The sequence below is a fragment of the Pseudofrankia inefficax genome (genome assembly GCF_000166135.1).
Classification (GTDB): domain Bacteria; phylum Actinomycetota; class Actinomycetes; order Frankiales; family Frankiaceae; genus Pseudofrankia; species Pseudofrankia inefficax.
Genome location: NC_014666.1, coordinates 7,659,500 through 7,685,613 on the forward strand (window position 1 = coordinate 7,659,500; position 26,114 = coordinate 7,685,613).

25 protein-coding genes are annotated in these 26,114 nt (G+C 68.8%); 1 reads left to right on the forward strand and 24 read right to left on the reverse strand.

From position 1 onward, the window contains the following. Window positions 1-2: 2 nt before the first annotated feature. The 17 genes from rplX to rpsL all read right to left on the reverse strand — a co-directional run bounded on the left by rplX (window position 3) and on the right by rpsL (window position 10,792). Window positions 3-329: a 50S ribosomal protein L24 gene (gene rplX / locus FRAEUI1C_RS30890; RefSeq protein WP_013427316.1), complete on the reverse strand. Its 327-nt coding sequence runs from the start codon at window positions 327-329 to the stop codon at window positions 3-5. Between the two features lie 3 nt (window positions 330-332). After that, entirely contained in the window at window positions 333-701 is a 369-nt protein-coding gene (gene rplN, locus FRAEUI1C_RS30895; protein ID WP_013427317.1) for a 50S ribosomal protein L14, read from the reverse strand. A gap of 123 nt (window positions 702-824) precedes the next feature. Then, on the reverse strand, window positions 825-1,112 hold the full coding sequence (rpsQ, locus tag FRAEUI1C_RS30900; protein WP_013427318.1) for a 30S ribosomal protein S17: 288 nt from the start codon (window positions 1,110-1,112) through the stop codon (window positions 825-827). A gap of 2 nt (window positions 1,113-1,114) precedes the next feature. Further along, entirely contained in the window at window positions 1,115-1,360 is a 246-nt protein-coding gene (gene rpmC, locus FRAEUI1C_RS30905; RefSeq protein WP_013427319.1) for a 50S ribosomal protein L29, read from the reverse strand. Continuing rightward, complete coding sequence (gene rplP, locus FRAEUI1C_RS30910; protein ID WP_013427320.1) at window positions 1,360-1,776, reverse strand: 50S ribosomal protein L16; 417 nt, start codon at window positions 1,774-1,776, stop codon at window positions 1,360-1,362. The genes rpmC and rplP overlap by 1 nt, the downstream gene beginning before the upstream one ends. 4 nt (window positions 1,777-1,780) lie before the next feature. Continuing rightward, the gene (gene rpsC / locus FRAEUI1C_RS30915; protein WP_013427321.1) at window positions 1,781-2,725 is read right to left on the reverse strand and encodes a 30S ribosomal protein S3; all 945 of its coding nucleotides are present in this window, start codon (window positions 2,723-2,725) and stop codon (window positions 1,781-1,783) included. Further along, window positions 2,725-3,141 carry a 50S ribosomal protein L22 gene (gene rplV, locus FRAEUI1C_RS30920; RefSeq protein ID WP_013427322.1) on the reverse strand — a complete coding sequence of 139 codons (417 nt, stop codon included), beginning with the start codon at window positions 3,139-3,141 and terminating at the stop codon, window positions 2,725-2,727. Before rplV ends, rpsC begins: the two co-directional genes overlap by 1 nt. Further along, a complete protein-coding gene (gene rpsS / locus FRAEUI1C_RS30925) occupies window positions 3,134-3,415 on the reverse strand; it encodes a 30S ribosomal protein S19 (RefSeq protein ID WP_013427323.1) in 282 nt (93 codons plus the stop codon). Before rpsS ends, rplV begins: the two co-directional genes overlap by 8 nt. 60 nt (window positions 3,416-3,475) lie before the next feature. Beyond that, window positions 3,476-4,309, reverse strand: a complete 834-nt coding sequence (rplB, locus tag FRAEUI1C_RS30930; RefSeq protein ID WP_013427324.1) for a 50S ribosomal protein L2 — start codon at window positions 4,307-4,309, stop codon at window positions 3,476-3,478. 18 nt (window positions 4,310-4,327) lie between these two features. Then, complete coding sequence (gene rplW / locus FRAEUI1C_RS30935) at window positions 4,328-4,624, reverse strand: 50S ribosomal protein L23 (RefSeq protein WP_013427325.1); 297 nt, start codon at window positions 4,622-4,624, stop codon at window positions 4,328-4,330. After that, the gene (rplD, locus tag FRAEUI1C_RS30940) at window positions 4,621-5,325 is read right to left on the reverse strand and encodes a 50S ribosomal protein L4 (RefSeq protein WP_013427326.1); all 705 of its coding nucleotides are present in this window, start codon (window positions 5,323-5,325) and stop codon (window positions 4,621-4,623) included. The genes rplW and rplD overlap by 4 nt, the downstream gene beginning before the upstream one ends. Continuing rightward, on the reverse strand, window positions 5,322-6,020 hold the full coding sequence (gene rplC, locus FRAEUI1C_RS30945; protein ID WP_013427327.1) for a 50S ribosomal protein L3: 699 nt from the start codon (window positions 6,018-6,020) through the stop codon (window positions 5,322-5,324). The genes rplD and rplC overlap by 4 nt, the downstream gene beginning before the upstream one ends. A 16-nt stretch (window positions 6,021-6,036) precedes the next feature. Beyond that, window positions 6,037-6,345, reverse strand: a complete 309-nt coding sequence (rpsJ, locus tag FRAEUI1C_RS30950; RefSeq protein WP_007514815.1) for a 30S ribosomal protein S10 — start codon at window positions 6,343-6,345, stop codon at window positions 6,037-6,039. A gap of 237 nt (window positions 6,346-6,582) precedes the next feature. Then, window positions 6,583-7,776, reverse strand: a complete 1,194-nt coding sequence (tuf, locus tag FRAEUI1C_RS30955; protein ID WP_013427328.1) for an elongation factor Tu — start codon at window positions 7,774-7,776, stop codon at window positions 6,583-6,585. A gap of 71 nt (window positions 7,777-7,847) precedes the next feature. Further along, the gene (gene fusA / locus FRAEUI1C_RS30960) at window positions 7,848-9,941 is read right to left on the reverse strand and encodes an elongation factor G (RefSeq protein ID WP_013427329.1); all 2,094 of its coding nucleotides are present in this window, start codon (window positions 9,939-9,941) and stop codon (window positions 7,848-7,850) included. Window positions 9,942-9,947: 6 nt separating this feature from the next. Further along, window positions 9,948-10,418 carry a 30S ribosomal protein S7 gene (rpsG, locus tag FRAEUI1C_RS30965; protein WP_007514811.1) on the reverse strand — a complete coding sequence of 157 codons (471 nt, stop codon included), beginning with the start codon at window positions 10,416-10,418 and terminating at the stop codon, window positions 9,948-9,950. Further along, the gene (rpsL, locus tag FRAEUI1C_RS30970; RefSeq protein WP_007514810.1) at window positions 10,418-10,792 is read right to left on the reverse strand and encodes a 30S ribosomal protein S12; all 375 of its coding nucleotides are present in this window, start codon (window positions 10,790-10,792) and stop codon (window positions 10,418-10,420) included. The genes rpsG and rpsL overlap by 1 nt, the downstream gene beginning before the upstream one ends. A 1,209-nt stretch (window positions 10,793-12,001) precedes the next feature. Between rpsL and mug the strand changes: the two genes are divergently transcribed. Continuing rightward, window positions 12,002-12,673: a G/U mismatch-specific DNA glycosylase gene (gene mug / locus FRAEUI1C_RS30975; protein ID WP_013427330.1), complete on the forward strand. Its 672-nt coding sequence runs from the start codon at window positions 12,002-12,004 to the stop codon at window positions 12,671-12,673. Between the two features lie 192 nt (window positions 12,674-12,865). On the opposite strand, the gene FRAEUI1C_RS30980 is transcribed toward mug, so the two are convergent. The 7 genes from FRAEUI1C_RS30980 to nusG all read right to left on the reverse strand — a co-directional run bounded on the left by FRAEUI1C_RS30980 (window position 12,866) and on the right by nusG (window position 26,069). Beyond that, window positions 12,866-16,759: a DNA-directed RNA polymerase subunit beta' gene (locus tag FRAEUI1C_RS30980; protein WP_013427331.1), complete on the reverse strand. Its 3,894-nt coding sequence runs from the start codon at window positions 16,757-16,759 to the stop codon at window positions 12,866-12,868. 96 nt (window positions 16,760-16,855) lie between these two features. After that, window positions 16,856-20,278, reverse strand: a complete 3,423-nt coding sequence (rpoB, locus tag FRAEUI1C_RS30985; protein WP_013427332.1) for a DNA-directed RNA polymerase subunit beta — start codon at window positions 20,276-20,278, stop codon at window positions 16,856-16,858. Between the two features lie 1,897 nt (window positions 20,279-22,175). Beyond that, the gene (gene rplL / locus FRAEUI1C_RS30990) at window positions 22,176-22,565 is read right to left on the reverse strand and encodes a 50S ribosomal protein L7/L12 (protein ID WP_013427333.1); all 390 of its coding nucleotides are present in this window, start codon (window positions 22,563-22,565) and stop codon (window positions 22,176-22,178) included. A 112-nt stretch (window positions 22,566-22,677) separates the two neighbouring features. Then, window positions 22,678-23,244, reverse strand: coding sequence for a 50S ribosomal protein L10 (gene rplJ / locus FRAEUI1C_RS30995; protein ID WP_013427334.1), 567 nt, complete (start codon window positions 23,242-23,244; stop codon window positions 22,678-22,680). A gap of 601 nt (window positions 23,245-23,845) precedes the next feature. Further along, window positions 23,846-24,559: a 50S ribosomal protein L1 gene (gene rplA, locus FRAEUI1C_RS31000; protein ID WP_013427335.1), complete on the reverse strand. Its 714-nt coding sequence runs from the start codon at window positions 24,557-24,559 to the stop codon at window positions 23,846-23,848. Window positions 24,560-24,709: 150 nt separating this feature from the next. Then, on the reverse strand, window positions 24,710-25,144 hold the full coding sequence (rplK, locus tag FRAEUI1C_RS31005) for a 50S ribosomal protein L11 (protein ID WP_013427336.1): 435 nt from the start codon (window positions 25,142-25,144) through the stop codon (window positions 24,710-24,712). Window positions 25,145-25,283: 139 nt separating this feature from the next. Further along, window positions 25,284-26,069, reverse strand: a complete 786-nt coding sequence (gene nusG, locus FRAEUI1C_RS31010) for a transcription termination/antitermination protein NusG (protein WP_013427337.1) — start codon at window positions 26,067-26,069, stop codon at window positions 25,284-25,286. Window positions 26,070-26,114: the final 45 nt, after the last annotated feature.

Below are 26,114 nucleotides of genomic sequence, written 5' to 3' on the forward strand. Positions count from 1 at the left end.
CCCTACAACTCGGCACCGGTACGGCGCGAGATCCGCACCTTGGTACCGTCCTCGTTGATCTTGTATCCGACGCGGGTCGGCTTCCCGTCGCTCGGGTCCACAACCGCGACGTTGCTGACGTGGATCGGAGCCTCCTGGGTGACGATGCCACCCGACTGCGAACCACGAGTCGTGGTCTGGACGCGGGTGTGCCGGGTGACCCGGTTCGCGCCCTCGACGACGACCTTCCGCTCGTCGGGGATGGCCCGGATGACCTTCCCCTTGAGCCCGCGGTCCTTGCCGGAAATGACCTGGACCGTGTCGCCCTTCTTGATCTTCATACCGGCCACGGTCTAAAGCACCTCCGGCGCCAGCGAAATAATCTTCATGAACTTCTTGTCGCGCAGCTCGCGGCCGACCGGCCCGAAGATGCGGGTGCCCCGGGGGTCGCCGCCGTCACGGATGAGCACGGCTGCGTTCTCGTCGAACCGGATGTAGGAGCCGTCCGGCCGCCGGCGCTCCTTGGTGGTGCGCACCACGACCGCCTTCACCACGTCGCCGCGCTTCACGCCGGCGCCGGGCAGGGCGTCCTTCACCGTGCCGACGATGATGTCGCCGATCCCCGCGTACCGACGACCCGAGCCGCCGAGAACGCGGATGCACAGGATCTCCCGCGCGCCCGTGTTGTCGGCGACCCTAAGGCGCGTCTCCTGCTGAATCACTTCAAGCTCCTGACCCGCTTGCGGCGAATTTCTCAATCTCACCGTTGAAGCCGCCGCAACGGGAGGCTTCGCCTATCACCGGGACCGCCCCGCCGCGTGACGCGGCGGGGCTCCGGTACCTAACTACTTGGCCTTCTCCAGGACGCGGACGACGCGCCAGCGCTTGGTGGCCGACAGCGGGCGGGTCTCCATCAGGAGCACCCGGTCACCGACGCCACAAGCGCTTTCCTCGTCGTGCGCCTTGATCTTCTTGGTCCGGCGGATCGTCTTGCCGTAGAGCGGGTGCTGGACCCGGTCCTCCACCGCGACGACGACCGTCTTCTGCATCTTGTCGCTGACGACCAGGCCCTCGCGGACCTTGCGGAAGCCGCGCTCGGCGGCACCCGCCTCGGTCGTGGTCTCGTCTGCCATCGTCACTCCGCTTCGTCAGCCGGGCCGGCCGCCGGGTCGACGGTGAGGCCGAGCTCGCGCTCCCGCATCACCGTGTAGATCCGGGCGATCTCATGCTTGACGGCCCGCAGCCGCCGATTGTTGGAGAGCTGGCCGGTCGCGTTCTGGAACCGGAGGTTGAACAGCTCCTCCTTGGCCTCGCGGAGCTTGTCCACCAGGTCAGCGCCGGACAGCGCGCGCAGGTCGTCCGCGGAGGTCGCGATAGCCATCACGCACCACCTTCACGGGTCACGAACCGGCACTTCATCGGGAGCTTGTGGATCGCGCGGCGCATCGCCTCGCGGGCCACCGGCTCGGCCACGCCCGACAGCTCGAACATGATCCGGCCTGGCTTGACGTTCGCCACCCACCACTCGGGCGAGCCCTTACCGGAACCCATGCGGGTCTCGGCCGGCTTCTTGGTCAGCGGACGGTCCGGGTAGATGTTGATCCAGACCTTTCCACCGCGTCGGATGTGCCGGGTCATCGCGATACGAGCCGACTCGATCTGCCGGTTCGTCACGTACGCCGGCTCGAGCGCCTGAATCGCGAACTCGCCGAAGGCGATCCTCGTCCCGCCCTTGGCAGCACCCGTCCGCTTGGGGTGGTGCTGCTTGCGGTGCGCGACCTTACGAGGGATAAGCATTGTCCTACTCCTCCGCCTTCTCCGGCGCGGCCGTCTCGACGGCGGCCGGCGTCGGCGACACGTCCGGGGTCGCGACCGCCGCGGCGGTCGTCTCCGGCGCGGCGGTGGCCTCGGCCTCGACAGGCGCCTCGGCCGGAGCCTCGGCAGCCGCCGTCTGCGGCTTCCCGCCCCGGCGCTCGCCACGCTCGCGCGCGGCCGCGGCGCGGCCAGCCTCGGTGCCACCGGTGGTCGTCCCGGACGAGCCGGAGCGCGGCCCACGACGGGCGGGACGCTCCCGGCGGTGCTGACGGGTCAGCGCCTCCTGGGCCTCGCGCTCGGCGCGGCTCTGCACCACGTCGCCCTTGTAGATCCAGACCTTCACGCCGATCCGGCCGAAGGTCGTGCGGGCCTCGTAGAAGCCGTAGTCGATGTCCGCCCGCAGGGTGTGCAGCGGCACCCGGCCCTCGCGGTAGAACTCCGACCGGCTCATCTCGGCGCCGCCCAGACGTCCGGAGCACTGCACCCGGATGCCCTTCGCGCCGCCCTTCATCGCGGTCTGCATCGCCTTGCGCATCGCGCGGCGGAAGCTGACCCGGCTGGAGAGCTGCTCGGCCACGCCCTGCGCGACGAGCTGCGCGTCCACCTCGGGGTTCTTGACCTCGAGGATGTTCAGCTGGACCTGCTTGCCGGTCAGCTTCTCGAGGTCACCACGGATACGGTCGGCCTCCGCGCCGCGGCGGCCGATGACGATGCCCGGCCGCGCGGTGTGGATGTCGACCCGCAGCCGGCCCTGGGTCCGCTCGATGTCGACCCGGCTGATGCCGGCCCGCTCCATGCCCTTGGACATCATCTTACGAATCTTGACGTCCTCGCCGACGTACGCCTTGTACTGCTTGTCGGCGTACCAGCGCGACGTGAACTCCGACGTGATGCCCAGTCGGAACCCGTGCGGGTTTACCTTCTGCCCCACTACCGGGCCCTCCTGTTGCTCTTGGCGCCGTCCGCGGCCGGGGCCACGCTCTCCACCACGATCGTGATGTGGCTGGTCCGCTTGCGGATGCGGTAGGCCCGGCCCTGAGCGCGCGGACGAATCCGCTTCAGCGTCGGGCCCTCGTCCACGTACGCCTCGCCGACGAACAGCGTGTCGGGGTCGAGGCCGTGGTTGTTCTCGGCGTTCGCGATGGCGCTGTGCAGCACCTTGTAGACGTCGGTGCTGGCGGACTGCGCGGCGAACGTCAGGATGTCGAGCGCCTCCTTGGCGTTACGGCCGCGGACGAGGTCCACGACACGACGCGCCTTGGTCGGCGAGATCCGGACGTAGCGGGCCGTGGCCTTCGCGCCAGGCAGACCGGCCCTGGTCAGACCGTCGACGAGATCGTCAGCCACGGCGTGACCTCCGGTCTTCCTTCACGTGACCGCGGAAGGTCCGAGTCGGGGCGAACTCCCCGAGCTTGTGACCGACCATGCCCTCCGTGATGAACACCGGAACGTGCTTGCGGCCGTCGTGCACCGCGATGGTGTGGCCCAGCATGTCCGGAATGATCGTCGAGCGCCGCGACCACGTCTTGATGACGTGCTTGGTGCCCTTCTCGTTCTGGACGTCCACCTTCTTGAGCAGGTGGTCGTCGACGAACGGGCCCTTCTTCAGGCTGCGTGGCATTGTGTCTCCTCCTCCCTGCTCAGTGGTGGTTCTCGGCGCTGGTTGCGCGGGTTAGCGCGCTCACCGGCGCTTCGCCTTCTTGCGGTTGCTCACGATGAGCTTGTCGCTGGCCTTGCGGGTGGCCCTGGTCCGGCCCTCGGGGCGGCCCTTCGGGTTCACCGGGTGGCGACCACCGGAGGTCTTGCCCTCACCACCACCGTGCGGGTGGTCGACCGGGTTCATGGCGACACCACGCACGGTCGGGCGACGGCCCTTCCAGCGCATCCGGCCGGCCTTGCCCCAGTTGATGTTGCTCTGCTCCGCGTTGCCGACCTCGCCGACCGTCGCGCGGCAGCGGACGTCGACCTTGCGCATCTCACCGGAGGGCATCCGCAGCTGGGCGTACGGGCCGTCCTTCGCGACGAGCTGGACGCTCACGCCGGCGCTACGGGCGATCTTGGCACCGCCGCCGGGCCGCAGCTCGACGTTGTGGATCACGGTACCGGTCGGGATGTTGCGCAGCGGCAGGGCGTTGCCCGGCTTGATGTCCGCGCCGACGCCCGAGCTGACCGTGTCACCCTGCTTGAGCTTCACCGGGGCGACGATGTACCGCTTCTCGCCGTCCGCGTAGTGCAGCAGCGCGATCCGGGCAGTGCGGTTCGGGTCGTACTCGATGTGCGCGACCTTGGCCGGCACGCCGTCCTTGTCCCGACGGAAGTCGATGACGCGGTAGGCGCGCTTGTGGCCGCCACCCTGGTGACGGGTGGTGATCCGGCCGTGCGCGTTGCGGCCGCCCTTGGAGTGCAGCGGACGGACAAGCGACTTCTCCGGGTGGTCACGCGTGATCTCGGCGAAGTCGGCCACGCTCGAGCCGCGGCGCCCCGGAGTGGTGGGCTTGTAACGACGAATTCCCATGACTAATCCAGCTCTCCGTTACGCGCCCGGGCCACCGAAGATCTCGATGGAGTCGCCGGGGGCGAGGCTGACCATGGCGCGCTTGGTGGCCTTGCGCTGGCCCCAGCCGTACTTGGTCCGCTTACGCTTGCCGGCCCGGTTGATGGTGTTGACGCTCAGCACCCGGACGTTGAAGATCTGCTGGATCGCGATCTTGATCTGGGTCTTGTTCGCGTCCGGGCGGACGATGAACGTGTAGACGTTCTCGTCGAGCAGGCCGTAGCTCTTCTCCGAGACAACCGGCTTCAGGATGATGTCCCGCGGGTCGGGGATCACTGGTCTGCCTCCTGCGCCTTGCCCCGGCCGATGAACGAGGCGAGCGCGCCCTGGGTGAAGACGACGTCGTCGCTGATCATCACGTCGTAGGTGTTCAGCTGGCCCGGGTCGAGCAGGTGCACCGTCGAGACGTTGCGCAGGCTCTTCCAGGTGAGCTCGTCGGTCCGCTCCACGACGACCAGCACCCGCCGGCTGCTCGCGATCTCCAGCAGCGCGCTGAGCGCGGCCTTCGTCGACGGCGTCTCGCCGTCCACGAACGAGGAGACGACGTGCACCCGGTTGTTGCGGGCCCGGTCCGAGAGGGCACCGCGCAGCGCGGCCGCCTTCATCTTCTTCGGGGTCCGCTGGTCGTAGTTGCGCGGCGTCGGGCCGTGCACGGTGCCACCGCCGGCGAACTGCGGGGCGCGCAGCGAGCCCTGCCGCGCGCGGCCGGTGCCCTTCTGCCGGTACGGCTTCTTGCCACCGCCCCTGACCTCACCGCGGGTCTTGGTGTCGTGGGTGCCCTGGCGGGCCGCGGCCTGCTGGGCCACGACGACCTGGTGGATCAGCGGGACGTTCACCTGAACGTCGAAGATCTCGCCAGGAAGCTCCGCGGTACCGCCTTCGCCACCAGCCGGGGCGTGGACCGTGACGGTCCGCGCCTCGCCGACGGGGGCCTTACGAAACGTCCGGGCCCGCTCTTGGCCTGTTGTCTCAGTCACGCCGACACCTCAACCTTCTGGGCGTCCGACGGTGCGAAGTCGGCCGGCGCGGGCCGCTTGGCGGCGCTGCGCACGAAGACCAGCCCGCCGTCCACACCGGGAACCGCGCCCTTGATCAGCAGCAGGCCCCGCTCGGCGTCGACCGCGTGCACGGTCAGGCCGGCGACGGTGACCCGCACGTTGCCCATGCGGCCGGCCATCCGCAGGCCCTTGAAGACCCGGCCCGGAGTGGCGCAACCGCCGACCGAGCCCGGCGAGCGGTGCTTGCGCTCGACGCCGTGACCGGCGCCCAGGCCCTTGAAGCCGTGCCGCTTCATGACACCCGCGAAGCCCTTGCCCTTCGAGGTGCCCGTGACGTCCACGACCGTGCCAGCGTCGAAGACCGAGCCGTCGAGCTGGAGGCCCGCGCTGTAGTTGCCCGCGTCGGCGGTCCGCAGCTCGGCCAGGTGGCGGCGCGGAGTCACACCGGCGGCGGCGAAATGGCCCCGGGTCGGCTTGTTGGTCTTCCGGGGGTCGATCTCGCCGTAGCCCAGCTGCACGGCCGCATATCCGTCGTTGTCCGGGGTTTTCACCTGGGTCACGACGTTAGGACCGGCCTGGATCACGGTGATCGGTACGACGCGGTTCTGCGCGTCCCAGACCTGGGTCATCCCGAGCTTGGTGCCCAGGAGCCCCCTGTAGTTTCGGTTGAGCATGGCTGCGCCCGGCCCCTTACAGCTTGATCTCGATGTCGACGCCGGCGGGGAGGTCGAGGCGCATGAGCGAGTCGACCGTCTTCGGCGTCGGGTCAAGGATGTCAATGAGCCGCTTGTGCGTGCGCATCTCGAAGTGCTCGCGGCTGTCCTTGTACTTGTGCGGCGACCGGATGACGCAGTAGATGTTCTTCTCCGTCGGCAGCGGCACCGGACCCGCGACCTGCGCCCCGGTCCGCGTCACGGTCTCGACGATCTTACGCGCCGAGCTGTCGATGACCTCGTGGTCATAGGCCTTGAGCCGGATGCGGATCTTCTGTGCCGCCATGGTGGGCTTCGCCTGTCCTGTCTGTCTCGTCACCCGGGGTACCGCGACCGGGCTCCGGGATTGCACCGGTCGCCGGGCGTACCACTTCCTTCTTGCCCCGCTCCCGGACGCTCCGGGTTCAGGGACCCATACCGCCGAACGGAGCCGAGGCCCCGCCGGCGGCGGTCATGCTTCGCGCAAACGGAGGGAGGTGCTGCGCGCGGACCTTTCGGCACCGCGCGCGGCACCTCCCACCCACTACTTGATGACCTTCAGGACCTGACCGGCGCCGACGGTACGGCCACCCTCACGGATGGCGAACCGCAGGCCCTCCTCCATGGCGATGGGCTGGATCAGCTCAACGACCATCTCGGTGTTGTCGCCCGGCATGACCATCTCGGTGCCCTCGGGGAGGGTCACGACGCCGGTCACGTCGGTCGTCCGGAAGTAGAACTGCGGACGGTAGTTGTTGAAGAACGGCGTGTGACGGCCGCCTTCGTCCTTGTTCAGGATGTAGACGCGGGCCTCGAAGTTGGTGTGCGGCGTGATGCTCTTCGGCTTCACGACGACCTGGCCGCGCTCGACGTCCTCACGCTTGATGCCGCGCAGGAGCAGACCGACGTTGTCACCGGCCTGGCCCTGGTCGAGCAGCTTGCGGAACATCTCGACACCCGTGACCGTGGTGGTCTGGGTCTCGTTCTTGATGCCGACGATCTCGACGGTCTCCGACACCTTGACGATGCCGCGCTCGACTCGGCCGGTGACGACCGTGCCACGACCGGTGATCGTGAAGACGTCCTCGATCGGCATGAGGAACGGCTTCTCGATGTCGCGCACCGGCTCGGGGATCGACTCGTCGACCGCGGCCATGAGCTCGAGGAGCTTCGCGCCCCACTCCTTGTCGCCCTCGAGGGCCTTCAGAGCGGAGACACGGATGACCGGAACGTCGTCACCCGGGAACTCGTACTGGCTGAGCAGCTCGCGAACCTCGAGCTCGACGAGCTCCAGGATCTCCTCGTCGTCGACCATGTCGGCCTTGTTCAGGGCGACGACGATGTACGGCACGCCGACCTGACGAGCGAGGAGCACGTGCTCCTTCGTCTGCGGCATCGGGCCGTCGGTCGCCGACACGACCAGGATCGCGCCGTCCATCTGCGCGGCACCGGTGATCATGTTCTTGATGTAGTCGGCGTGACCCGGGCAGTCGACGTGCGCGTAGTGCCGGGCGTCCGTCTGGTATTCGACGTGCGCGATGGAGATGGTGATACCGCGGGCCTTCTCCTCGGGCGCCTTGTCGATCTGGTCGAACGGGGTGAACGGGTTCAGGTCCGGGTGGGCGTCGTGCAGGACCTTCGTGATCGCCGCCGTCAGCGTGGTCTTGCCATGGTCAATGTGACCGATGGTGCCAATGTTGACGTGCGGTTTGGTCCGCTCGAACTTCTGCTTCGCCACGGGTGTCCCTCCAAGGACGGGTGGTGTCGTGCTGTGCTTCGCTTGTGGGATTGCTGGCGGGACGGACCCGTCTATTCGCCCCGAGCCTTCGCGATGATTTCCTTCGCGACGTTGCCGGGAACTTCGGCGTAGGAGTCGAACTGCATGGAGTAGTTCGCCCGGCCCGACGTCTTCGACCGCAGGTCGCCGACGTAGCCGAACATCTCCGACAGCGGCACCAGCGCCCGGATGATCCGGGAGCCACCGCGCTCGTCCATCGCCTGGATCTGGCCGCGCCGCGAGTTCAGGTCACCGATGACGTCACCCATGTAGTCCTCGGGAGTCGTCACCTCGACCGACATCATCGGCTCGAGCAGGACCGGGTCGGCCCTGCGTGCCGCCTCCTTGAACGCCATCGATCCGGCGATCTTGAAGGCCAGCTCGGACGAGTCGACGTCGTGGTACTGGCCGTCCTGCAGGGTGACCTTGACGTCGACCAGCGGGTAGCCGGCGAGCACACCGAACTCCATGGCCTCCTGGCAGCCCGCGTCCACCGAGGGGATGTACTCCTTGGGGATGCGGCCACCGGTGACCTTGTTCGAGAACTCGTAGCCACCGCCATCGCCGCCGGAAGGCTCCAGGTCGATGATCACCCGAGCGTACTGGCCAGAACCACCAGTCTGCTTCTTGTGGGTGTAGTCGACCTTCTCCACCTTGCGGCGGATGGTCTCGCGGTAGGCGACCTGCGGGCGGCCGACGTTGGCGTCGACGCTGTACTCGCGCTTCATCCGGTCGACCAGCACCTCAAGGTGCAGCTCGCCCATGCCGGAGATGACCGTCTGGCCGGTCTCCTCGTCGGTCCTGACCTGGAAGGTCGGGTCCTCCTCGGCCAGCCGCTGGATCGCCGTACCCAGCTTCTGCTGGTCGACCTTCGTCTTCGGCTCGATCGCGACGTGGATGACGGGGGCAGGGAAGGTCATCGACTCGAGCACGACCGGCGCGTTCGGGTCGCAGAGCGTGTCACCGGTGGTGGTGTTCTTCAGCCCGACGACCGCGACGATCTGGCCGGCGCCGACGCCATCCCGGTCTTCCCGGTGGTTGGCGTGCATCTGCAGGATGCGGCCGATCCGCTCCTTGCGGTCCTTGGTCGAGTTGAGCACCGCGGAACCGGAAGCGAGCTTGCCGGAGTACACCCGGATGTAGGTCAGCTTGCCCACGAACGGGTCCGACATGATCTTGAAGGCCAGCGCCGAGAACGGCTCGTCCTCGCTGGCGGCCCGCTTGACCTCGACGTCCTCGCGACCCGGCTGGTGGCCGGTGGTCTCGCCGACGTCGGTCGGGCTGGGCAGGAAGTCGACAATGGCGTCGAGCATGGGCTGCACGCCCTTGTTCTTGAACGCCGTGCCGCACATCACCGGGTTGATCGAGCTGGCGAGGGTGGCGCGCCGGATACCGGCGAGCAACTCCTCCTCGGTCGGCTCCTCGCCCTCGAGGTACTTCTCCATGAGCGCGTCGTCGTTCTCGGCGACGGTCTCGAGGAGCTTCTCGCGCCATTCCTGCGCGGCCTCTTGGTGGTCACGCGGGATGTCGACGACGTCGTAGGAGGCGCCCTTGTCCTCGGACTGCCAGATCAGACCCTTCATGCGGATCAGATCGATGACGCCCTTGAAGTCGGACTCGACTCCCCACGGCAGCTGGATGACGGCCGGCGTCGCGTCGAGACGCTCGATCATCATCTCGACGCAGCGGTGGAACTCCGCGCCGACCCGGTCCATCTTGTTGACGAAGGCGATCCGCGGCACGTGGTAGCGGTCGGCCTGGCGCCACACGGTCTCGCTCTGCGGCTCGACGCCGGCGACGGCGTCGAAGACCGCCACGGCGCCGTCGAGGACGCGCAGCGACCGCTCCACCTCGACGGTGAAGTCGACGTGGCCCGGAGTGTCGATGATGTTGATGGTGTGGTCGCGCCAGACACAGGTGGTGGCCGCGGAGGTGATGGTGATCCCCCGCTCCTGCTCCTGCGGCATCCAGTCCATCGTGGCGCCGCCGTCGTGAACTTCACCGATCTTGTAGTTCACACCGGTGTAGAACAGGATGCGCTCGGTCGTCGTGGTCTTGCCCGCGTCGATGTGGGCCATGATCCCGATGTTTCGGGTCGTGGCCAGGGCGGCACGTACGTCAGCCATGACAGATCACCAGCGGTAGTGGGCGAAGGCCTTGTTGGACTCGGCCATCTTGTGGGTGTCCTCCCGGCGCTTCACGCTCGCGCCGAGGCCGTTGCTCGCGTCGATCAGCTCGTTCATGAGCCGCTCGGTCATCGTCTTCTCACGCCGGCCACGCGAGTACGCGACCAGCCAGCGCAGCGCCAGCGTGGTGCTGCGGCCGGCGCGGACCTCGATCGGCACCTGGTAGGTGGCGCCACCGACCCGGCGGCTACGCACCTCCAGCGTCGGCTTGACGTTGTCCAGCGCCCGCTTGAGGGTGACCACGGGGTCGTTGCCGGTCTTCTCCCGGGCACCCTCGAGCGCGCCGTAGACGATCCGCTCGGCAATCGACTTCTTGCCGCTCATCAGCACCTTGTTGACCAGAGAGGTCACCAGCGGCGACCCGTACACCGGGTCGACGACGACAGCGTGCTTGGGAGCGGGCCCCTTGCGTGGCATTAGCCCTTCTCCTTCTTCGCTCCGTAGCGGCTACGAGCCTGCTTGCGGTTACGGACACCCTGCGTGTCCAACGCCCCGCGAACGATCTTGTAGCGAACGCCCGGAAGGTCCTTCACTCGCCCGCCGCGCACCAGGACCATCGAGTGCTCCTGGAGGTTGTGGCCCACACCCGGGATGTACGCCGTGACCTCGATCCCGCTGGAAAGCCGGACACGCGCGACCTTGCGCAGCGCCGAGTTCGGCTTCTTGGGCGTGGTCGTGTAGACGCGAGTGCACACGCCACGGCGCTGCGGGCTCCCCTTGAGAGCCGGGGTCTTGGTCTTCTCGACCTTGTCCTGCCGGCCCTTCCGGACCAGCTGCTGGATCGTGGGCAACGCCGCTCCCGTTCTCGTCCTTCTCGTGGTGCCGTTGTCCCCCGTGGTCCGGGGGTCCGAGGGTCGCCCCTCGGGGAAAATCACGGGCTCCGGAGCTGACCGAAGTCGGCGCCCAGGTGGCCCATCGTGTGTTCCGCCGACCCACGCGGTCGGGCGTGTCGCGCCCGCCAGCACCTACCGGCCGAGGCCGATCTGTCCCAGAGGGAGCGCACTTACCGGCTTATCGAGCGCCCGCCCACCGACGAGGCCCACCTGGAGGCAGGTCTCGGGATGAGACGGGCACCGACAGTCGCTGACGGCGGTCAGACTGACGCACGCGCACCGCTGGTACACCCGGGGATACCCAGAGGGTCACCCGCGTTCCGGCGGCTTGCTTCATCCGACCCGGACAGACTCGCCCGGACCTAGATCATCGCCACAAGTCTACCTGACACCGTTCTGTAACAGCGACAGGCTAACCCGCGATGCGCGCTGAGGGCCGCAACCCACTCCCGAGCCGCTAGGGCCCTTCGGGTCCAGGGGTCGCCCCCCGGGTCAGCATCACGAGCTTGCCGACGCTGCCCTGAGGACAGGCGCCAGACTTGCCCGACTCGCATCACGGGCTAGCCGGAAGCCGTCTGAAGGACAGCAACCAGGCTTACCCAACTCGCCACAGCGCCAGCCGACCGCATCGTGTCGAGGCGCAGGACACACGCCGGAGCCACGCGGACTCCGGCCACAGGACGCAACATTACTCCACGCCCACGTCAAGTGTCGAACCGGGTCTCCTTTGCGCCCACGGCCAGTCGGCCGCCCGCCGGGCGCTACCGGAGCTCAGGCGTCCCGCCTCCCGCGAGGACGCGTCCCAGTCGTTCGTCGCCGTTGACGTGTCGTGCGCTGGCTATGGGGCCAGCTGTCCCGTTGCGTTGGAACCGTTGTACCGGCCCCACGTCTCGCCCATGTTGCGTTGTGTTACCGCGTGACTGACATACCCGGCCTGCGGGGCCCATTGTGCCGCTCTGGCAGGCTGAGTGCAGGCAAAACGCCAAGTTGGCGCGAACCGACCGCCAGCCAGCACTGCCCTGATCGCTACCTACGCCCTCCCATGGCCGTGAATCGTCCATGAGTACAACCACCGGAGGGCCAAAGCGGCGATCAAGCTGGCCGGCAGGGGCAAGTCCGGGGCTGACGGTGGGTCGCCGATTCCGGTTGATGATGAGGGGAGCGCTCATGCCGACCAGGAGCGCCGCGACGGCGGCCGAGCCCGGCGAAAGCCCAGGTAGTGAGCCAGCAGCGGGCGAGCACACCTCTGCTCCTCGCAGCCTGACGGCCTCGGCGGCAGCCGCCGACCCAAGGCGGAAGCCGGCACGCGCGGAGCTACTGGCGGCCTACGGTCGCGCGGTCCCAGACCTGATCAGGCCCGGCCTGAAGGTACTGATCTGCGGGATCAACCCGTCGCTCGCCGCCGGCGCGACCGGTTTTCACTTCGGGGGCACCGCGAACCGGCTGTGGGCAACCCTGCACCAGGCCGGGTTCACCGACCGCCAACTGCACCCCTCCGAGACCGACGAGCTGCTCGCCCGCGGCATCGGCATCACCAACATCGTGAACCGGGCCACCGCCCGCGCGGACGAGATCAGCGACGACGAGATCCGCGCCGGCGTGGGCCGGCTCACCGCCACCGTCGACCGGTACCAGCCCGGGTGGCTGGCCTTCCTCGGCCTCGGCGCCTACCGGACCGCCTTCGGCGTAAAGAAGGCAACGGTCGGCCGTCAGCCCGACCACCTCGGGCCGGTCGGCGTCTGGCTGCTGCCGAACCCCAGTGGCCTCAACGCCCACTACTCCCTCCCAGCCCTGGTCGGGGCCTACCGCGAGCTGTACGAGGCCGCCAACGCCTCGTAGGGACCCGGAGCCGATCGACTCGTGCCTGGTGGTCCGGTCAGCCCGCGCGTGATGATCGCCGTTTCAGCCCTCTGGTGGTCGTGAATCCGGCCCGCCCACAACCACCGGAGGGCGCAACTCGCGATCAAGCCCCTCAACGAAACGGCGGGCGCCCCCGAGGGGACGCCCGCCGTCGTGCGGTGCGGGTACTGACTAACGGTAGTCGCGGCTGCCGAAGTCGAACTCATCGAGCGGGACGGCCTGGCCGCTGCCGGTGCCGAAGGCGCCGTACTCGACCGTGCCGCCGTCCTCGAAGCCGCCGACCGTGTACATCTGGGCCCGCGCCTCCTCGGTCGGCTCGACCCGGATGTTGCGGTACCGGGTGATGCCGGTACCAGCCGGGATGAGCTTGCCGATGATGACGTTCTCCTTCAGGCCGACCAGCGAGTCCGACCGGGCGTTGATCGCCGCGTCGGTGAGCACTCGGGTGGTCTCCTGGAAGGAGGCAGCCGACAGCCACGACTCGGTGGCCAGCGACGCCTTGGTGATACCCATCAGCACCGGCCGGGCCGACGCCGGCTGGCCGTTGGCCTCGACGACGCGACGGTTCTCGGCCTCGAACCTGCCCCGCTCGACCAGCTCGCCGGGCAGCAGCGTCGTCTCACCCGACTCCAGCACGTTCACCCGCTTGAGCATCTGGCGGATGATGATCTCGATGTGCTTGTCGTGGATCGACACACCCTGCGACCGGTACACCTCCTGGACCTGGTCGACGAGGTGCAGCTGCACCTGGCGTGGCCCGAGGATGCGCAGCACCTCGTGCGGGTCGACCGCACCGTCGATGAGCTGAGTGCCCACCTCGATGTGCTCGCCCTCGGCGACCCGCAGGCGCGAGCGCCGCGGCACCGGGTAGGGCATCTCCTCCGAGCCGTCGTCGGGGACGATGACGACCTTGAGGGTCTTGTCCGTCTCCTCGATCTTGACTCGGCCGACGACCTCGCTGATCGGCGCCTTGCCCTTGGGGCTACGGGCCTCGAAGAGCTCGACGACACGCGGCAGACCCTGGGTGATGTCGTCACCGGCGACGCCACCCGCGTGGAAGGTACGCATGGTCAGCTGGGTACCCGGCTCACCGATCGACTGGGCGGCGACGATGCCGACCGCCTCGCCGACGTCGACCAGCTTGCCGGTCGCGAGCGACCGGCCGTAGCACTGGGCGCACACGCCGCGGCGGGACTCGCAGGTCAGCGCCGAGCGAACCCGGACCGTCTCGATCCCGGCCTCGATCAGCTGGCCGATGACCACGTCGCCGAGGTCGGCGCCGGCCGGGACGATGACCTCGCCCGTCCCGTCGACCGCGTCCTGGGCCAGCGTCCGCGCGTACGCGGAGGTCTCCGCGTACCGGTCGCGGACGAGCACGCCGGTGCGGGCGTCCTTGGTCGCGATCCGGGTGGAGACGCCGCGCTCGGTGCCGCAGTCGTCGTCCCGGACGATGACGTCCTGGCTGACGTCGACGAGCCGGCGGGTCAGGTAGCCGGAGTCGGCGGTCCGCAGCGCGGTGTCGGCCAGACCCTTACGGGCACCGTGCGTGGAGATGAAGTACTCCAGCACGGACAGGCCCTCGCGGAAGTTCGCCTTGATCGGCCGCGGGATGATCTCGCCCTTCGGGTTCGAGACCAGGCCACGCATGCCGGCGAGCTGCCGGATCTGCATCATGTTTCCGGCCGCGCCCGAGTTGACGAGCGTGGCGACGGGGTTGGTCGGCGGGAAGTTCTCCTCCATCGCCTTCGCGACCTCGCTCGTCGCGTTGGTCCAGATCTGGACCAACTCGCTGCGACGCTCGTCGTCGGACAGGAAGCCACGCTCGAACTGCTTCTGGACCTTCTCGGCCAGGTCCTCGAACTTGGCGAGGATCTCGCCCTTGTTCGGCGGCGCGATGACGTCCTCGATCGCGACGGTGACACCGGACCGGGTGGCCCAGTAGAAGCCGGCGCTCTTGAGGGCGTCCAGGGTCGCGGCGACCTGGGCCTTCGGGTACCGCTCGGCCAGGTCGTTGACGATCGCGGCCTGGTCGCGCTTGTGCAGCAGCTCGTTGATGAACGGGTAGCCCTCGGGCAGCGCCTCGTTCAGCAGGCAGCGGCCGAACGTCGTCTCCAGGGTGAACGGGTCACCCGGGATCCAGTCCGCCGGCGCCTCCCAGTCGGTCGGCGGCGTGTGGTCGCGCAGCCGGACCTTGATCAGCGACTGCAGCCCGACCTCTCGCGCGTCGTAGGCCATCTGCACCTCGGCGACGCTGGAGAACGACCGGCCCTCACCGAGCCCGCCGCCCTCGGCCAGCCGGGACAGGTGGTACACCCCGGTGACCATGTCGAGGCTCGGCATGGCCAGCGGACGGCCGGACGCGGGCGAGAGGATGTTGTTGCTGGACAGCATCAGGATCCGGGCCTCGGCCTGCGCCTCGGCGGACAGCGGCAGGTGCACCGCCATCTGGTCGCCGTCGAAGTCCGCGTTGAACGCGGTGCAGACCAGCGGGTGGATCTGGATGGCCTTGCCCTCGACCAGCTGCGGCTCGAACGCCTGGATGCCGAGACGGTGCAGGGTCGGCGCCCGGTTCAGCAGCACGGGGTGCTCGGTGATGACCTCTTCGAGCACGTCCCAGACGACCGGCCGCGCGCGCTCCACCATCCGCTTGGCGGACTTGATGTTCTGCGCGTGGTTGAGGTCGACCAGCCGCTTCATGACGAACGGCTTGAACAGCTCCAGCGCCATCTGCTTGGGCAGGCCGCACTGGTGCAGCTTGAGCTGCGGGCCGACGACGATGACCGAACGGCCCGAGTAGTCGACGCGCTTGCCGAGCAGGTTCTGGCGGAACCGGCCCTGCTTGCCCTTGAGCATGTCCGACAGCGACTTCAGCGGGCGGTTACCGGGACCGGTGACCGGACGGCCGCGGCGGCCGTTGTCGAACAGCGCGTCGACGGCCTCCTGCAGCATCCGCTTCTCGTTGTTGACGATGATCTCGGGCGCGCCGAGGTCCAGCAGCCTCTTCAGCCGGTTGTTCCGGTTGATGACGCGCCGGTACAGGTCGTTCAGGTCGGACGTGGCGAAGCGGCCACCGTCGAGCTGCACCATCGGGCGCAGGTCCGGCGGGATGACCGGGACGCAGTCCAGCACCATCCCCATCGGGGAGTTGCGGGTGCTCAGGAAGGCCGAGACGACCTTGAGCCGCTTGAGCGCGCGGGCCTTCTTCTGACCCTTGCCGGTGCGGATGGTCTCCCGCAGCGACTCGGCCTCGGCGTCCAGGTCGAAGTCGGCGAGCCGGCGCTGGAGCGCCTCGGCGCCCATGCCGCCCTCGAAGTACTGGCCGAACCGGTCGCGCAGCTCGCGGTAGAGCAGCTCGTCCGGCTCCAGGTCCTGGACCTTCATGCTCTTGAACCGGTCGAAGACGCGGTCCAGATCGTCGATCTTGCGCTGGGCGCGGTCGCGGATCTGGCGCATCTCGCGCTCGGCCGACTCACGCACCTTGCGGCGCGCGTCGCCCTTGGCGCCCTCGGCCTCGAGCTGGGCCAGGTCGGACTCCAGCTTGCGCTGGCGGGCCTCGACGTCCGCGTTCTTGCGGTCCTCCATGCCCTGCTTCTCGACGCCGATGCGGGCTTCGAGGGTCGGCAGGTCACGGTGACGCCCGTCGACGTCGACCTTGGTGATCATGTAGGCGGCGAAGTAGATGACCTTCTCAAGGTCCTTCGGCGCCAGGTCGAGCAGGTAGCCGAGCCGGCTCGGCACACCCTTGAAGTACCAGATGTGCGTGACGGGCGCGGCCAGCTCGATGTGGCCCATCCGCTCACGGCGCACCTTCGCGCGAGTCACCTCGACGCCGCAGCGCTCACAGATGATGCCCTTGAACCGGACCCGCTTGTACTTACCGCAGTAGCACTCCCAGTCCCGGGTCGGACCGAAGATCTTCTCGCAGAAGAGCCCGTCCTTCTCCGGCTTCAGGGTGCGGTAGTTGATGGTCTCCGGCTTCTTGACCTCGCCGTGCGACCACTGGCGGATGTCGTCCGCGGTGGCCAGGCCGATGCGCAGCTCGTCGAAGAAGTTGACGTCCAGCAAGACTGTCGCCTGCTCTCTCTTTCTCGTGTCGGACGCTCAGTCGGTGTGTGGGCCGGACCGGCCCGCCCGCGGGTTACGGGCGGGCCGGTCGGCCACTCACACCTCTTCGACGCTGCTCGGCTCCCGCCGGGACAGGTCGATCCCAAGCTCCTCCGCCGCCCGGAACACATCCTCGTCGGTGTCGCGCATCTCGATCTGGACGCCGTCGCTGGAGAGCACCTCGACGTTCAGGCACAGCGACTGCATTTCCTTGATGAGCACCTTGAAGGACTCGGGGATACCGGGCTCCGGGATGTTCTCGCCCTTGACGATCGCCTCGTAGACCTTGACGCGACCGTGCACGTCGTCGGACTTGATCGTCAGTAGCTCCTGCAGGGCGTAGGCGGCGCCATACGCCTCCAGCGCCCACACCTCCATCTCGCCGAACCGCTGGCCACCGAACTGCGCCTTACCACCCAGCGGCTGCTGAGTGATCATCGAGTAGGGGCCGGTCGAGCGAGCGTGGATCTTGTCGTCGACGAGGTGCAGCAGCTTGAGGATGTAGATGTAGCCGACCGCGACCGGGTACGGGTACTGCTCGCCGGTGCGGCCGTCGAACAGCTTGGCCTTGCCCGACGACCCGATCAGCTGGACGCCGTCCCGGTTGGGCAGGGTGGCGTCGAGCAGGCCGGTGATCTCCTCCTCGCGAGCACCGTCGAACACCGGGGTGGCGACGTTGGTGCCCGGCGCGGCCGAGTCGACCCCGATCGAACGGAGCCGCTCCTTCCACTCCTCGTCACCCGAGTCCACCTGCCAGCCGGTCTTGGCGACCCACCCGAGGTGGGTCTCCAGGATCTGGCCGATGTTCATACGCCGCGGCACACCGTGCGGGTTCAGCACGACGTCGACCGGGGTGCCGTCCTCGAGGAACGGCATGTCCTCCTGCGGCATGATCTTCGCGATGACGCCCTTGTTGCCGTGACGGCCGGCGAGCTTGTCACCATCGGTGATCTTGCGCTTCTGGGCGACGTAGACCCGGACCAGCTCGTTCACGCCGGGCGGGAGCTCGTCGCCGTCCTCGCGGGAGAACACCCGGACGCCGATGACCTTGCCGGACTCGCCGTGCGGCACCTTCAGCGAGGTGTCCCGGACCTCCCGGGCCTTCTCACCGAAGATCGCGCGCAGCAGCCGCTCCTCCGGGGTCAGCTCGGTCTCGCCCTTGGGCGTGACCTTGCCGACCAGGACGTCGCCGGGGTTCACCTCGGCGCCGATCCGGATGATGCCGCGCTCGTCGAGGTCCGCGAGGACCTCCTCGGCGACGTTCGGGATGTCGCGGGTGATCTCCTCCGGGCCCAGCTTGGTGTCCCGGGCGTCGACCTCGTGCTCCTCGATGTGGATCGAGGAGAGGACGTCGTCCTGGACCAGCCGCTGGGAGAGGATGATCGCGTCCTCGTAGTTGTGCCCCTCCCACGGCATGAAGGCGACCAGCAGGTTCTTGCCGAGCGCCATCTCGCCGTTGTCGGTGCACGGGCCGTCCGCGATCACCTGGCCGGCCTCGACGCGGGCACCCTCGTCGACGATCGGCTTCTGGTTGATGCAGGTGCCCTGGTTGGAGCGGCGGAACTTGGCCAGCCGGTAGGTGCGCCGGGTGCCGTCGTCATGCATGACGGTGATGTAGTCGGCGGACAGGTCCTCGACCACACCGGCCTGCTGGCAGACGACGACGTCGCCGGCGTCCTTGGCCGCGCGGGCCTCCATGCCGGTGCCGACCAGCGGCGACTCCGAACGCAGCAGCGGCACGGACTGGCGCTGCATGTTGGAGCCCATGAGCGCGCGGTTCGCGTCGTCGTGCTCCAGGAACGGGATCATGGCGGTCGCGACCGACACCATCTGGCGCGGCGAGACGTCCATGTAGTCGACCTCGTCCGGCGGGATGAACTCGACCTCGCCGCCCTTGCGTCGGACGAGCACCCGGTCCTCGGCGAAGGAGCCGTCCGCGGTCAGCGGGGCGTTCGCCTGGGCGACGACGTGCCGGTCCTCCTCGTCCGCGGTCAGGTAGTCGATCTGGTCGGTGACCCGGCCGGCGACGACCTTGCGGTACGGGGTCTCGACGAACCCGAACGGGTTGACCCGCGCGAACGTCGACAGCGAGCCGATGAGGCCGATGTTCGGGCCTTCCGGCGTCTCGATCGGGCACATCCGGCCGTAGTGGCTCGGGTGGACGTCCCGGACCTCCATGCCGGCCCGCTCACGGGACAGACCACCGGGGCCGAGCGCCGACAGGCGGCGCTTGTGGGTCAGGCCGGCCAGCGGGTTGGTCTGGTCCATGAACTGGGACAGCTGGCTGGTGCCGAAGAACTCCTTGATGGAGGCGACGACCGGCCGGATGTTGATCAGGGTCTGCGGCGTGATCGCCTCGACGTCCTGGGTGGTCATCCGCTCGCGGACGACCCGCTCCATCCGGGCGAGGCCGAGCCGCACCTGGTTCTGGATCAGCTCGCCGACCGTGCGCAGCCGCCGGTTGCCGAAGTGGTCGATGTCGTCCACTTCGTAGGCCGGGTCGGTGCCCTCGTGCAGCTTCACGACGTACTCGATCGTGCGGACGATGTCGTCCTCGGTGAGCACGCCGGTGGCGCCCTCGACGTGCAGCTCCAGCTTCTTGTTCACCTTGTAGCGGCCGACCTTGGCCAGGTCGTAGCGCTTCGGGTTGAAGAAGAGGTTCTCCAGCAGCGTCTGGGCGGACTCACGCGTCGGCGGCTCACCCGGCCGCAGCTTGCGGTAGATGTCCAGCAGCGCGTCGTCCTGGCCGGAGGTGTGGTCCTTCTCCAGGGTGACCCGCATCGACGGGTAGTCGCCGAAGCGCTCCAGGATGCGGGCCTCGTCCCAGCCGAGCGCCTTGAGCAGCACGGTGACGGACTGGCGGCGCTTGCGGTCGATGCGGACGCCAACGGTGTCACGCTTGTCGATCTCAAACTCCAGCCAGGCACCCCGGGACGGGATCACCTTGCAGGAGAACAGGTCCTTGTCGGACGTCTTGTCGAGCGACTTCTCGAAGTACACGCCGGGCGAACGGACGAGCTGGCTGACGACCACCCGCTCGGTGCCGTTGATGACGAAGGTGCCCTTCGTGGTCATGAGCGGGAAGTCGCCCATGAACACGGTCTGGCTCTTGATCTCACCGGTGGTGTTGTTGGTGAACTCGGCGGTGACGAACATCGGCGCCGAGAACGTCATGTCCTTGTCCTTGCACTCCTCGACGGAGTACTTGGGCGGCTCGAACCGGTGATCCCGGAACGAAAGGGACATGGAGCCCGAGAAGTCCTCGATCGGAGAGATCTCCTCGAAGACCTCCTCGAGACCGGAAGTCAGCGGTACATCGTCGCGGCCGGCGTCGACGGAGTCCTGGACCCTCTCCTGCCAGGCATCGCTGCCGATCAGCCAGTCGAAGGACTGGGTCTGCAGGGCAAGTAGATCCGGGACCTCAAGGGGCTCGACAATCTTGGCGAACGAGATGCGGGAGGCGGAGCGCGAGGCGGCCAAGGTGGTCCTTCCGGTGGCCTGGCATCGGGCGGGAGATGCCGACGAGCCGTCGGGGTGGTCAGGTGATCAGTGTCTCGCCGCGTTTACACGCGGCGACTGCGGGGTAGTCGGCCGGTTGTCTCTGGTGAGTACCGCCACCCCCGCTCACACCAGACATCCGGAGCCCGAGAGCGGCGGATCCCCGGACGCGCGACACGCGCGAGCGGGCGATCCGGGACGTTCCCCGGCATCGGGTCTTGGCGAAGCTGGCCGAAGGCCAGCGAGCAGGCGTGGAGTCCTCTTTGGGGCGGGCAGGCGGTCGTGCGGTCCGGGTCGGACCCGGCTCGGCCGGACGTAAGACCTCAGAAGCTCTCCCTGACCCGTTCGGCCGCGCGTAGCGCGACACCGGGTCCGAGAAACCGCCCCCTGGCAGACGTCGTGGCCTCCGGCGAAGCTGTCCCTACGGGAAGCAAGCCGGCGAACCGGGCGCGCTGTTCCCGGTCATCGCACGGGACGCATCAGACGCCGGTCCCGGCGGAGATGGCGGGGCGCCGACGGCCCAGCGGGAGGGATGCCGGCGAGACCACCACGGGTGGCGGGAACGGATCTGACAGGCCCAGTGCAACGAAAAGGACAGCGCAAACTAGCAGTGTAGCCTCAGGCCGCACTGCTGACAAGCCCCGTCGTCATGTTCGTGGTGCACACTCTCGCGCTGTATTTCGGCGATCTTGCTGCCTGCGTCCGACCTGCCGTGTTCCCGCCTGTCCCGCCTTCCTTTCACCTGTGGGTCGGGCACCCTGAGGGCGCCTCTCGACCGTTTCTCGGCCACCGCTTCGCCTCGCCGCCGCCGGTCCTACCCGGCCCCTCGTCGAGTCCCGGCACGTCCGGCGGTGTGCCGCCTGGCCGCCGCCGGGTGGGCCGTCCCCACGCGGCGCGCCCCCAACGGGGCGCTCCTCACAGGGCGTTAGCCTGCCCGACTTCGCCAGATCGCGGCGGTGGTCCGCCAAATGATGGAACTCCGTTGTGGGCGATGCAGTCAACCCCTCAGACGGACCCCATGAGCGGTTAGTTACCGATCTGCCGCTCGTGCCGCCCCTGGCACACTCGCCCGGAAGGCCAGCCGAGGCCGCGCGGGCCCCGCCGTCCCACCGGTCCTGGCCGTACGTCGGACGGGTCCAACCAGCATCGGACAACTCCGCCGGGCCGGCCACCGCACGGCCACCCACCGCGACGTCGATCCACGTCGGCGGCCGCCGAGGCCTCTCGCCTGGCGGGGCCTCGGCCCCGGTCCGCCGCCCCGCCGCCGGCGGCCGGCACGCGCCCGCCGCGGCCACCCCCACCGGCTCCCGCCCGCAGCTCCGGGAGCGCCGGTGATGGACCGTAACCCATCTCACCTGGACCGAGCCAGGACCGACCTCGGCGCGTACCGGTCCCCTGGGTGTGAGGCCGGGGTGTGGGGCCGGGGTGTGGGGCCGGGGTGTGGGGCCGGGGTGTGGGGCCGGGGTGTGGGGCCGGGGTGTGGGGCCGGGGTGTGGGCCCCAGCCGCGCCGGCGACGACACCGCTCACCGATCCGCGGGCGACGAGGCCCTCAGGGCGTCGACGGCGTCGGGGGGTAGCCGTTACCCCTGTCGGGCCTCGTACGGCCGCCAGCGGCCCACTCCGTCGCACAGGGCCGACTACCAGCCGCGACCGCGGCACGGGGCGGCCCTCAGCGGCGCCCCCCGCAACGACGTGAGCCGTGCCGGGCCCGGTGGGTCCCCAAGAGCTCGGAGGCTCCGGGGCCACTGTGGGGGCCGGCACGGCTCACGGGAGACCGTGCGGGGCCGGCGACGCCAATCGCGCCGTCGGCCCGACGGGTACGCGGCGAGGTTCTCCCGGCTCCGGCTTCGCCGAGCCGGGAGGAACCTCGCCGCGGAACTACTTGACGGTGACGGTGGCGCCGGCGCCTTCGAGGGCGGCCTTGGCCTTGTCCGCCGCCTCCTTGGCGACCTTCTCCAGGACCGGCTTCGGCGCGCCGTCCACGAGGTCCTTGGCCTCCTTGAGGCCGAGGCTCGTCAGGGCGCGCACCTCCTTGATGACCTGGATCTTCTTGTCGCCAGCGGCCTCGAGAATGACGTCGAACTCGTCCTGCTCCTCCTCGACGGCAGCAGCGGGGGCGCCGGGACCACCGGCGACCGCCGCGACCGCGACCGGCGCGGCGGCGGTGACGCCGAAGGTGTCCTCGAACTGCTTCACGAACTCGGACAGCTCGAGCAGCGTCATTTCCTTGAACGCGTCGAGCAGCTCGACGGTCGAGAGCTTCGCCATGATGGCGGTTCCTTCCTCTACTGATCTTCGATCGTCTGACGCGGACGGGCCCTCGTGGGGAGAGCCTGAACCGCGGTTGGTGCGTGGCGGTCGACTGTGTCGATGCCCTCGACTACTCGGCGGCGACAGCCGGCTCAGGCTGGGCGGACGCCTCGGCGGTGCCCTCCGCCTCGCGCTTGGCGCGCAGCGCCTCGGCGAGCCGGGCCGCCTGCGACAGCGGGGCGGCGAACAGCCCGACGGCCTTGGCCAGCGAACCGTTCATGGCCCCGGCCAGCTTGGCCAGCAGGACCTCGCGAGACTCCAGGTCGGCGAGCTTGCGAATGTCGTCAGCCGACATCGCCTTGCCCTCGACGAAGCCGCCCTTGACGATCAGGGCCTGGTTCGCGCGGGCGAACTCGCGCAGAACCTTCGCCGCCTCGACCGGGTCACCGCCGACGAACGCGACGCCGGTCGGGCCGACGAGCAGGTCGTCCAGGCCAGTCACGCCGGCACGCTCTGCAGCGATCTTGGTGAGGGTGTTCTTGACGACCGTGTACTTGGTCTTCTCGCCCAGCGACCGACGCAGCTCGGTGATCTGGGCGACAGTCAGGCCGCGGTACTCGGTCAGGACAGCCGCGGTGGAGTCACGGAACTCCGCGGTGATCTCCGCCACGGCGGCGCTCTTCTCAGGGTTCGCCATGGGGCTCCTTTGGGGAAAGGATGCCGGCCGTCTCCCAAAGGACCCATGAAACGACGAACGCCCCGGCGCAGGGCTCGGGGCGTGAAACCTGACCAGGCGGCTCGAACACCCACGTGGGGCGCCGCACCTCGGCGGTTCGCGTCCGTCACCTGCGCGGGCCGCCCGGAATGTCCCGGGGCCTTCGGCCGTCTCCTGACAGACAGGTGAACGGCGACCAGCGGTCTTCGGTGTGGAACTACGTTCAGATTATCAGCTAGCCGGTAACCCGGTACCCGGTAACCCGCCGCCCCGGGCGGGGCGGCCTTCCCAGAGCGGCGCGGCGGCCTCCCGAGTGCGGCGCGGTGGCCGAAACGCGTCCGGCGTAACAGTACTGGCCCGTCGACCGCGCGCCCGGACGCGCTCTGCGCCCAGTCCTCCCTCGGCTCCCGCCACGCGCTCGCCGCGATCTCGGTCCCCGACACCACCTTTGGGCGATCAAACCGCTGCCGATCAAGGTCTGCCAACGCCGGCGACGGCGGTGCCGGCTCAGGCGGCGCTGCACCAAAAACGCGAGCCGTGCCGGTCTGGGACCGGCACGGCTCGCGGAGGAGAGGGACGAACGTCAGTTCGTGGCGTCCTCGAGGAGGTTGCGCACGCGGTTCGGGTCGACCTGGATGCCGGGGCCCATCGTGGTCGTGATGGTGATCTTCTTCAGGTAGCGGCCCTTGGCCGCGGACGGCTTGACCCGGACGATCTCGTCCAGCGCGGTGCTGTAGTTCTCGACCAGCTGCTGCGCGGAGAAGTTCGTCTTCCCGATGACGATGTGCAGGTTGTTCTGCTTGTCAATCTTGAAGTTGATCTTACCGCCCTTGATCTCCTTGACGACCTTGGTGACGTCGAGGGTCACGGTGCCCGTCTTGGGGTTGGGCATCAGGCCGCGCGGGCCGAGGATACGGGCGATGCGACCGACCTTGGCCATCTGGTCCGGGGTCGCGACGGCGGCGTCGAAGTCCAGGAAGCCCTCCTGGATGCGCGCGACCAGGTCGTCACTGCCGACGATGTCGGCGCCGGCGGCCTGCGCCTCGGCGGCCTTCTCACCGGCGGCGAAGACGGCGACCCGCGGCGACTTGCCGGTGCCGTGCGGCAGGTTCACGGTGCCACGGACCATCTGGTCGGCCTTGCGGGCGTCGACGCCGAGCCGGAAGGCGACCTCGACGGTGGCGTCGAACTTGGTGGCCGACGTCTCCCGCGCGAGGCCCACGGCCTCCAGCGGGGAGTACAGCTTGTCCGCGTCGACCTTCTCGGCCGCGGCGCGGTAAGCCTTGCTGCGCTTCATGTGTGCTCCTTGTGGTTCAGGCGGACTCCCCGGACGCTGTCCGAGGGCCCTCCCACCTGTGTGGCGTCCCGCCGTCGGCCGAAGCGTGAGGCGGGGTGTCCGGGGCCGGAGCCCCTCGCGATCCGCGGCAGCGGACCGGCGGACGAGGACCTACTTCTCGACGGTGATGCCCATCGACCGGGCGGTGCCGGCGATGATGTTCTCGGCGGCCTCGATCGAGACGGCGTTGAGGTCGGGCATCTTCATCGTGGCGATCTCGCGCAACTGCGCGGCCGACAGCTTCGCGACCTTGTCGCGGTGCGGCGCGGCGCTGCCCTTGTCGACACCGGCGGCCTTGAGGATCAGGCGCGCGGCCGGCGGGGTCTTCGTGATGAAGGTGAAGGACCGGTCGTCGTAGACCGTGATCTCCACTGGCACCACGTTGCCGACCTGCGACTCGGTGGCGGCGTTGTACTGCTTGACGAACTCCATGATGTTGACGCCGTGCTGGCCGAGCGCCGGGCCCACCGGGGGCGCCGGGGTCGCCTTGCCGGCGTTGATCTGGAGCTTGATCACCGCAGTGATCTTCTTCTTCTTGGGAGGCATCTCGTTCTTCCTTCGGGTGGGCCGGCCCCTGGGTGGACATCTGAGGCGGGCCCTCGGGGTAGCTACTTATGAAGGATAGCTACCGGCCAGGCCAGGCCCGCCTCACCCGGACGGTTCAGATCTTGAAAGGACCTGCCGGTCAGATCTTCGCGACCTGGTTGAACTGCAGCTCGACCGGAGTCTCGCGGCCGAAGATGGAGACCAGCACCTTGAGCCGCTGGGCATCGACGTTGATCTCGCTGATCGTGGCCGGCAGGGTGGCGAACGGACCGTCCATCACGGTGACGGACTCGCCGACGTCGAACTCCTGCACCTTGACGGTCTCGACCTTCTTCTCCTTCTTCGCCGGCGGGACGAGGATGGAGAAGACCTCCTCACGGCGCAGCGGGGAGGGCTTGTTGGTCAGGCCGACGAAGCCGGTCACGCCGGGGGTGTTGCGGACCGCGGACCAGGACTGGTCGGTCAGGTCCATCCGCACGTAGATGTAGCCCGGGTACTTCTTCTGGGTCACCATCTGGCGCTTGCCGTTCTTGACGACCGGCACCTCCTCGAGCGGCACCTCGATCTGGAAGATGTAGTCCTCCATGTTGAGGCTGGAGATCCGGGTCTCGAGGTTCGTCTTGACCTTGTTCTCGTAGCCGGCGTAGGAGTGGATCACATACCAGTCGCCGGGCGCCGCCTCGAGCGCGCGGCGCAGCTCGTCCTCGTCGTCCTCGTCGTCGGCCACGGCTGGGCTGGGGGCGGGGGCGGGGGCGGGGGAGCCGGCGGTCAGGTCGTCGGCCGGCGCGGCGGACGAGCCATCCCCATCCAGCTCGGCACCGGCGTCCGTGCTCGCCACCTCGTCGTTCTCGAACGCCGCGAGCGGGTCAAGGCGTTCGACAGCCTCCCCCTGCTCGGAGGCGGGCTGCTCGGGAGACTGGGACACGGGGACGATCCTTACTCCTATGGTCGCCGCGTGGCGCACGGACTT

Bases quoted from the DNA above. Each gene is read 5' to 3' on its own strand.
- rplJ (WP_013427334.1), bottom strand. From the start codon at position 23,244: ATGGCGAACCCTGAGAAGAGCGCCGCCGTGGCGGAGATCACCGCGGAG.
- rpsG (WP_007514811.1), bottom strand. From the start codon at position 10,418: ATGCCACGCAAGGGGCCCGCTCCCAAGCACGCTGTCGTCGTCGACCCG.
- rplC (WP_013427327.1), bottom strand. From the start codon at position 6,020: ATGCTCAACCGAAACTACAGGGGGCTCCTGGGCACCAAGCTCGGGATG.
- rpsQ (WP_013427318.1), bottom strand. From the start codon at position 1,112: ATGGCAGACGAGACCACGACCGAGGCGGGTGCCGCCGAGCGCGGCTTC.
- fusA (WP_013427329.1), bottom strand. From the start codon at position 9,941: ATGGCTGACGTACGTGCCGCCCTGGCCACGACCCGAAACATCGGGATC.
- rpmC (WP_013427319.1), bottom strand. From the start codon at position 1,360: ATGGCTATCGCGACCTCCGCGGACGACCTGCGCGCGCTGTCCGGCGCT.
- rplB (WP_013427324.1), bottom strand. From the start codon at position 4,309: ATGGGAATTCGTCGTTACAAGCCCACCACTCCGGGGCGCCGCGGCTCG.
- rplL (WP_013427333.1), bottom strand. From the start codon at position 22,565: ATGGCGAAGCTCTCGACCGTCGAGCTGCTCGACGCGTTCAAGGAAATG.
- mug (WP_013427330.1), top strand. From the start codon at position 12,002: ATGCCGACCAGGAGCGCCGCGACGGCGGCCGAGCCCGGCGAAAGCCCA.
- rplA (WP_013427335.1), bottom strand. From the start codon at position 24,559: ATGAAGCGCAGCAAGGCTTACCGCGCCGCGGCCGAGAAGGTCGACGCG.
- rpsS (WP_013427323.1), bottom strand. From the start codon at position 3,415: ATGCCACGCAGCCTGAAGAAGGGCCCGTTCGTCGACGACCACCTGCTC.
- rpsJ (WP_007514815.1), bottom strand. From the start codon at position 6,345: ATGGCGGCACAGAAGATCCGCATCCGGCTCAAGGCCTATGACCACGAG.
- rplK (WP_013427336.1), bottom strand. From the start codon at position 25,144: ATGCCTCCCAAGAAGAAGAAGATCACTGCGGTGATCAAGCTCCAGATC.
- rplP (WP_013427320.1), bottom strand. From the start codon at position 1,776: ATGCTTATCCCTCGTAAGGTCGCGCACCGCAAGCAGCACCACCCCAAG.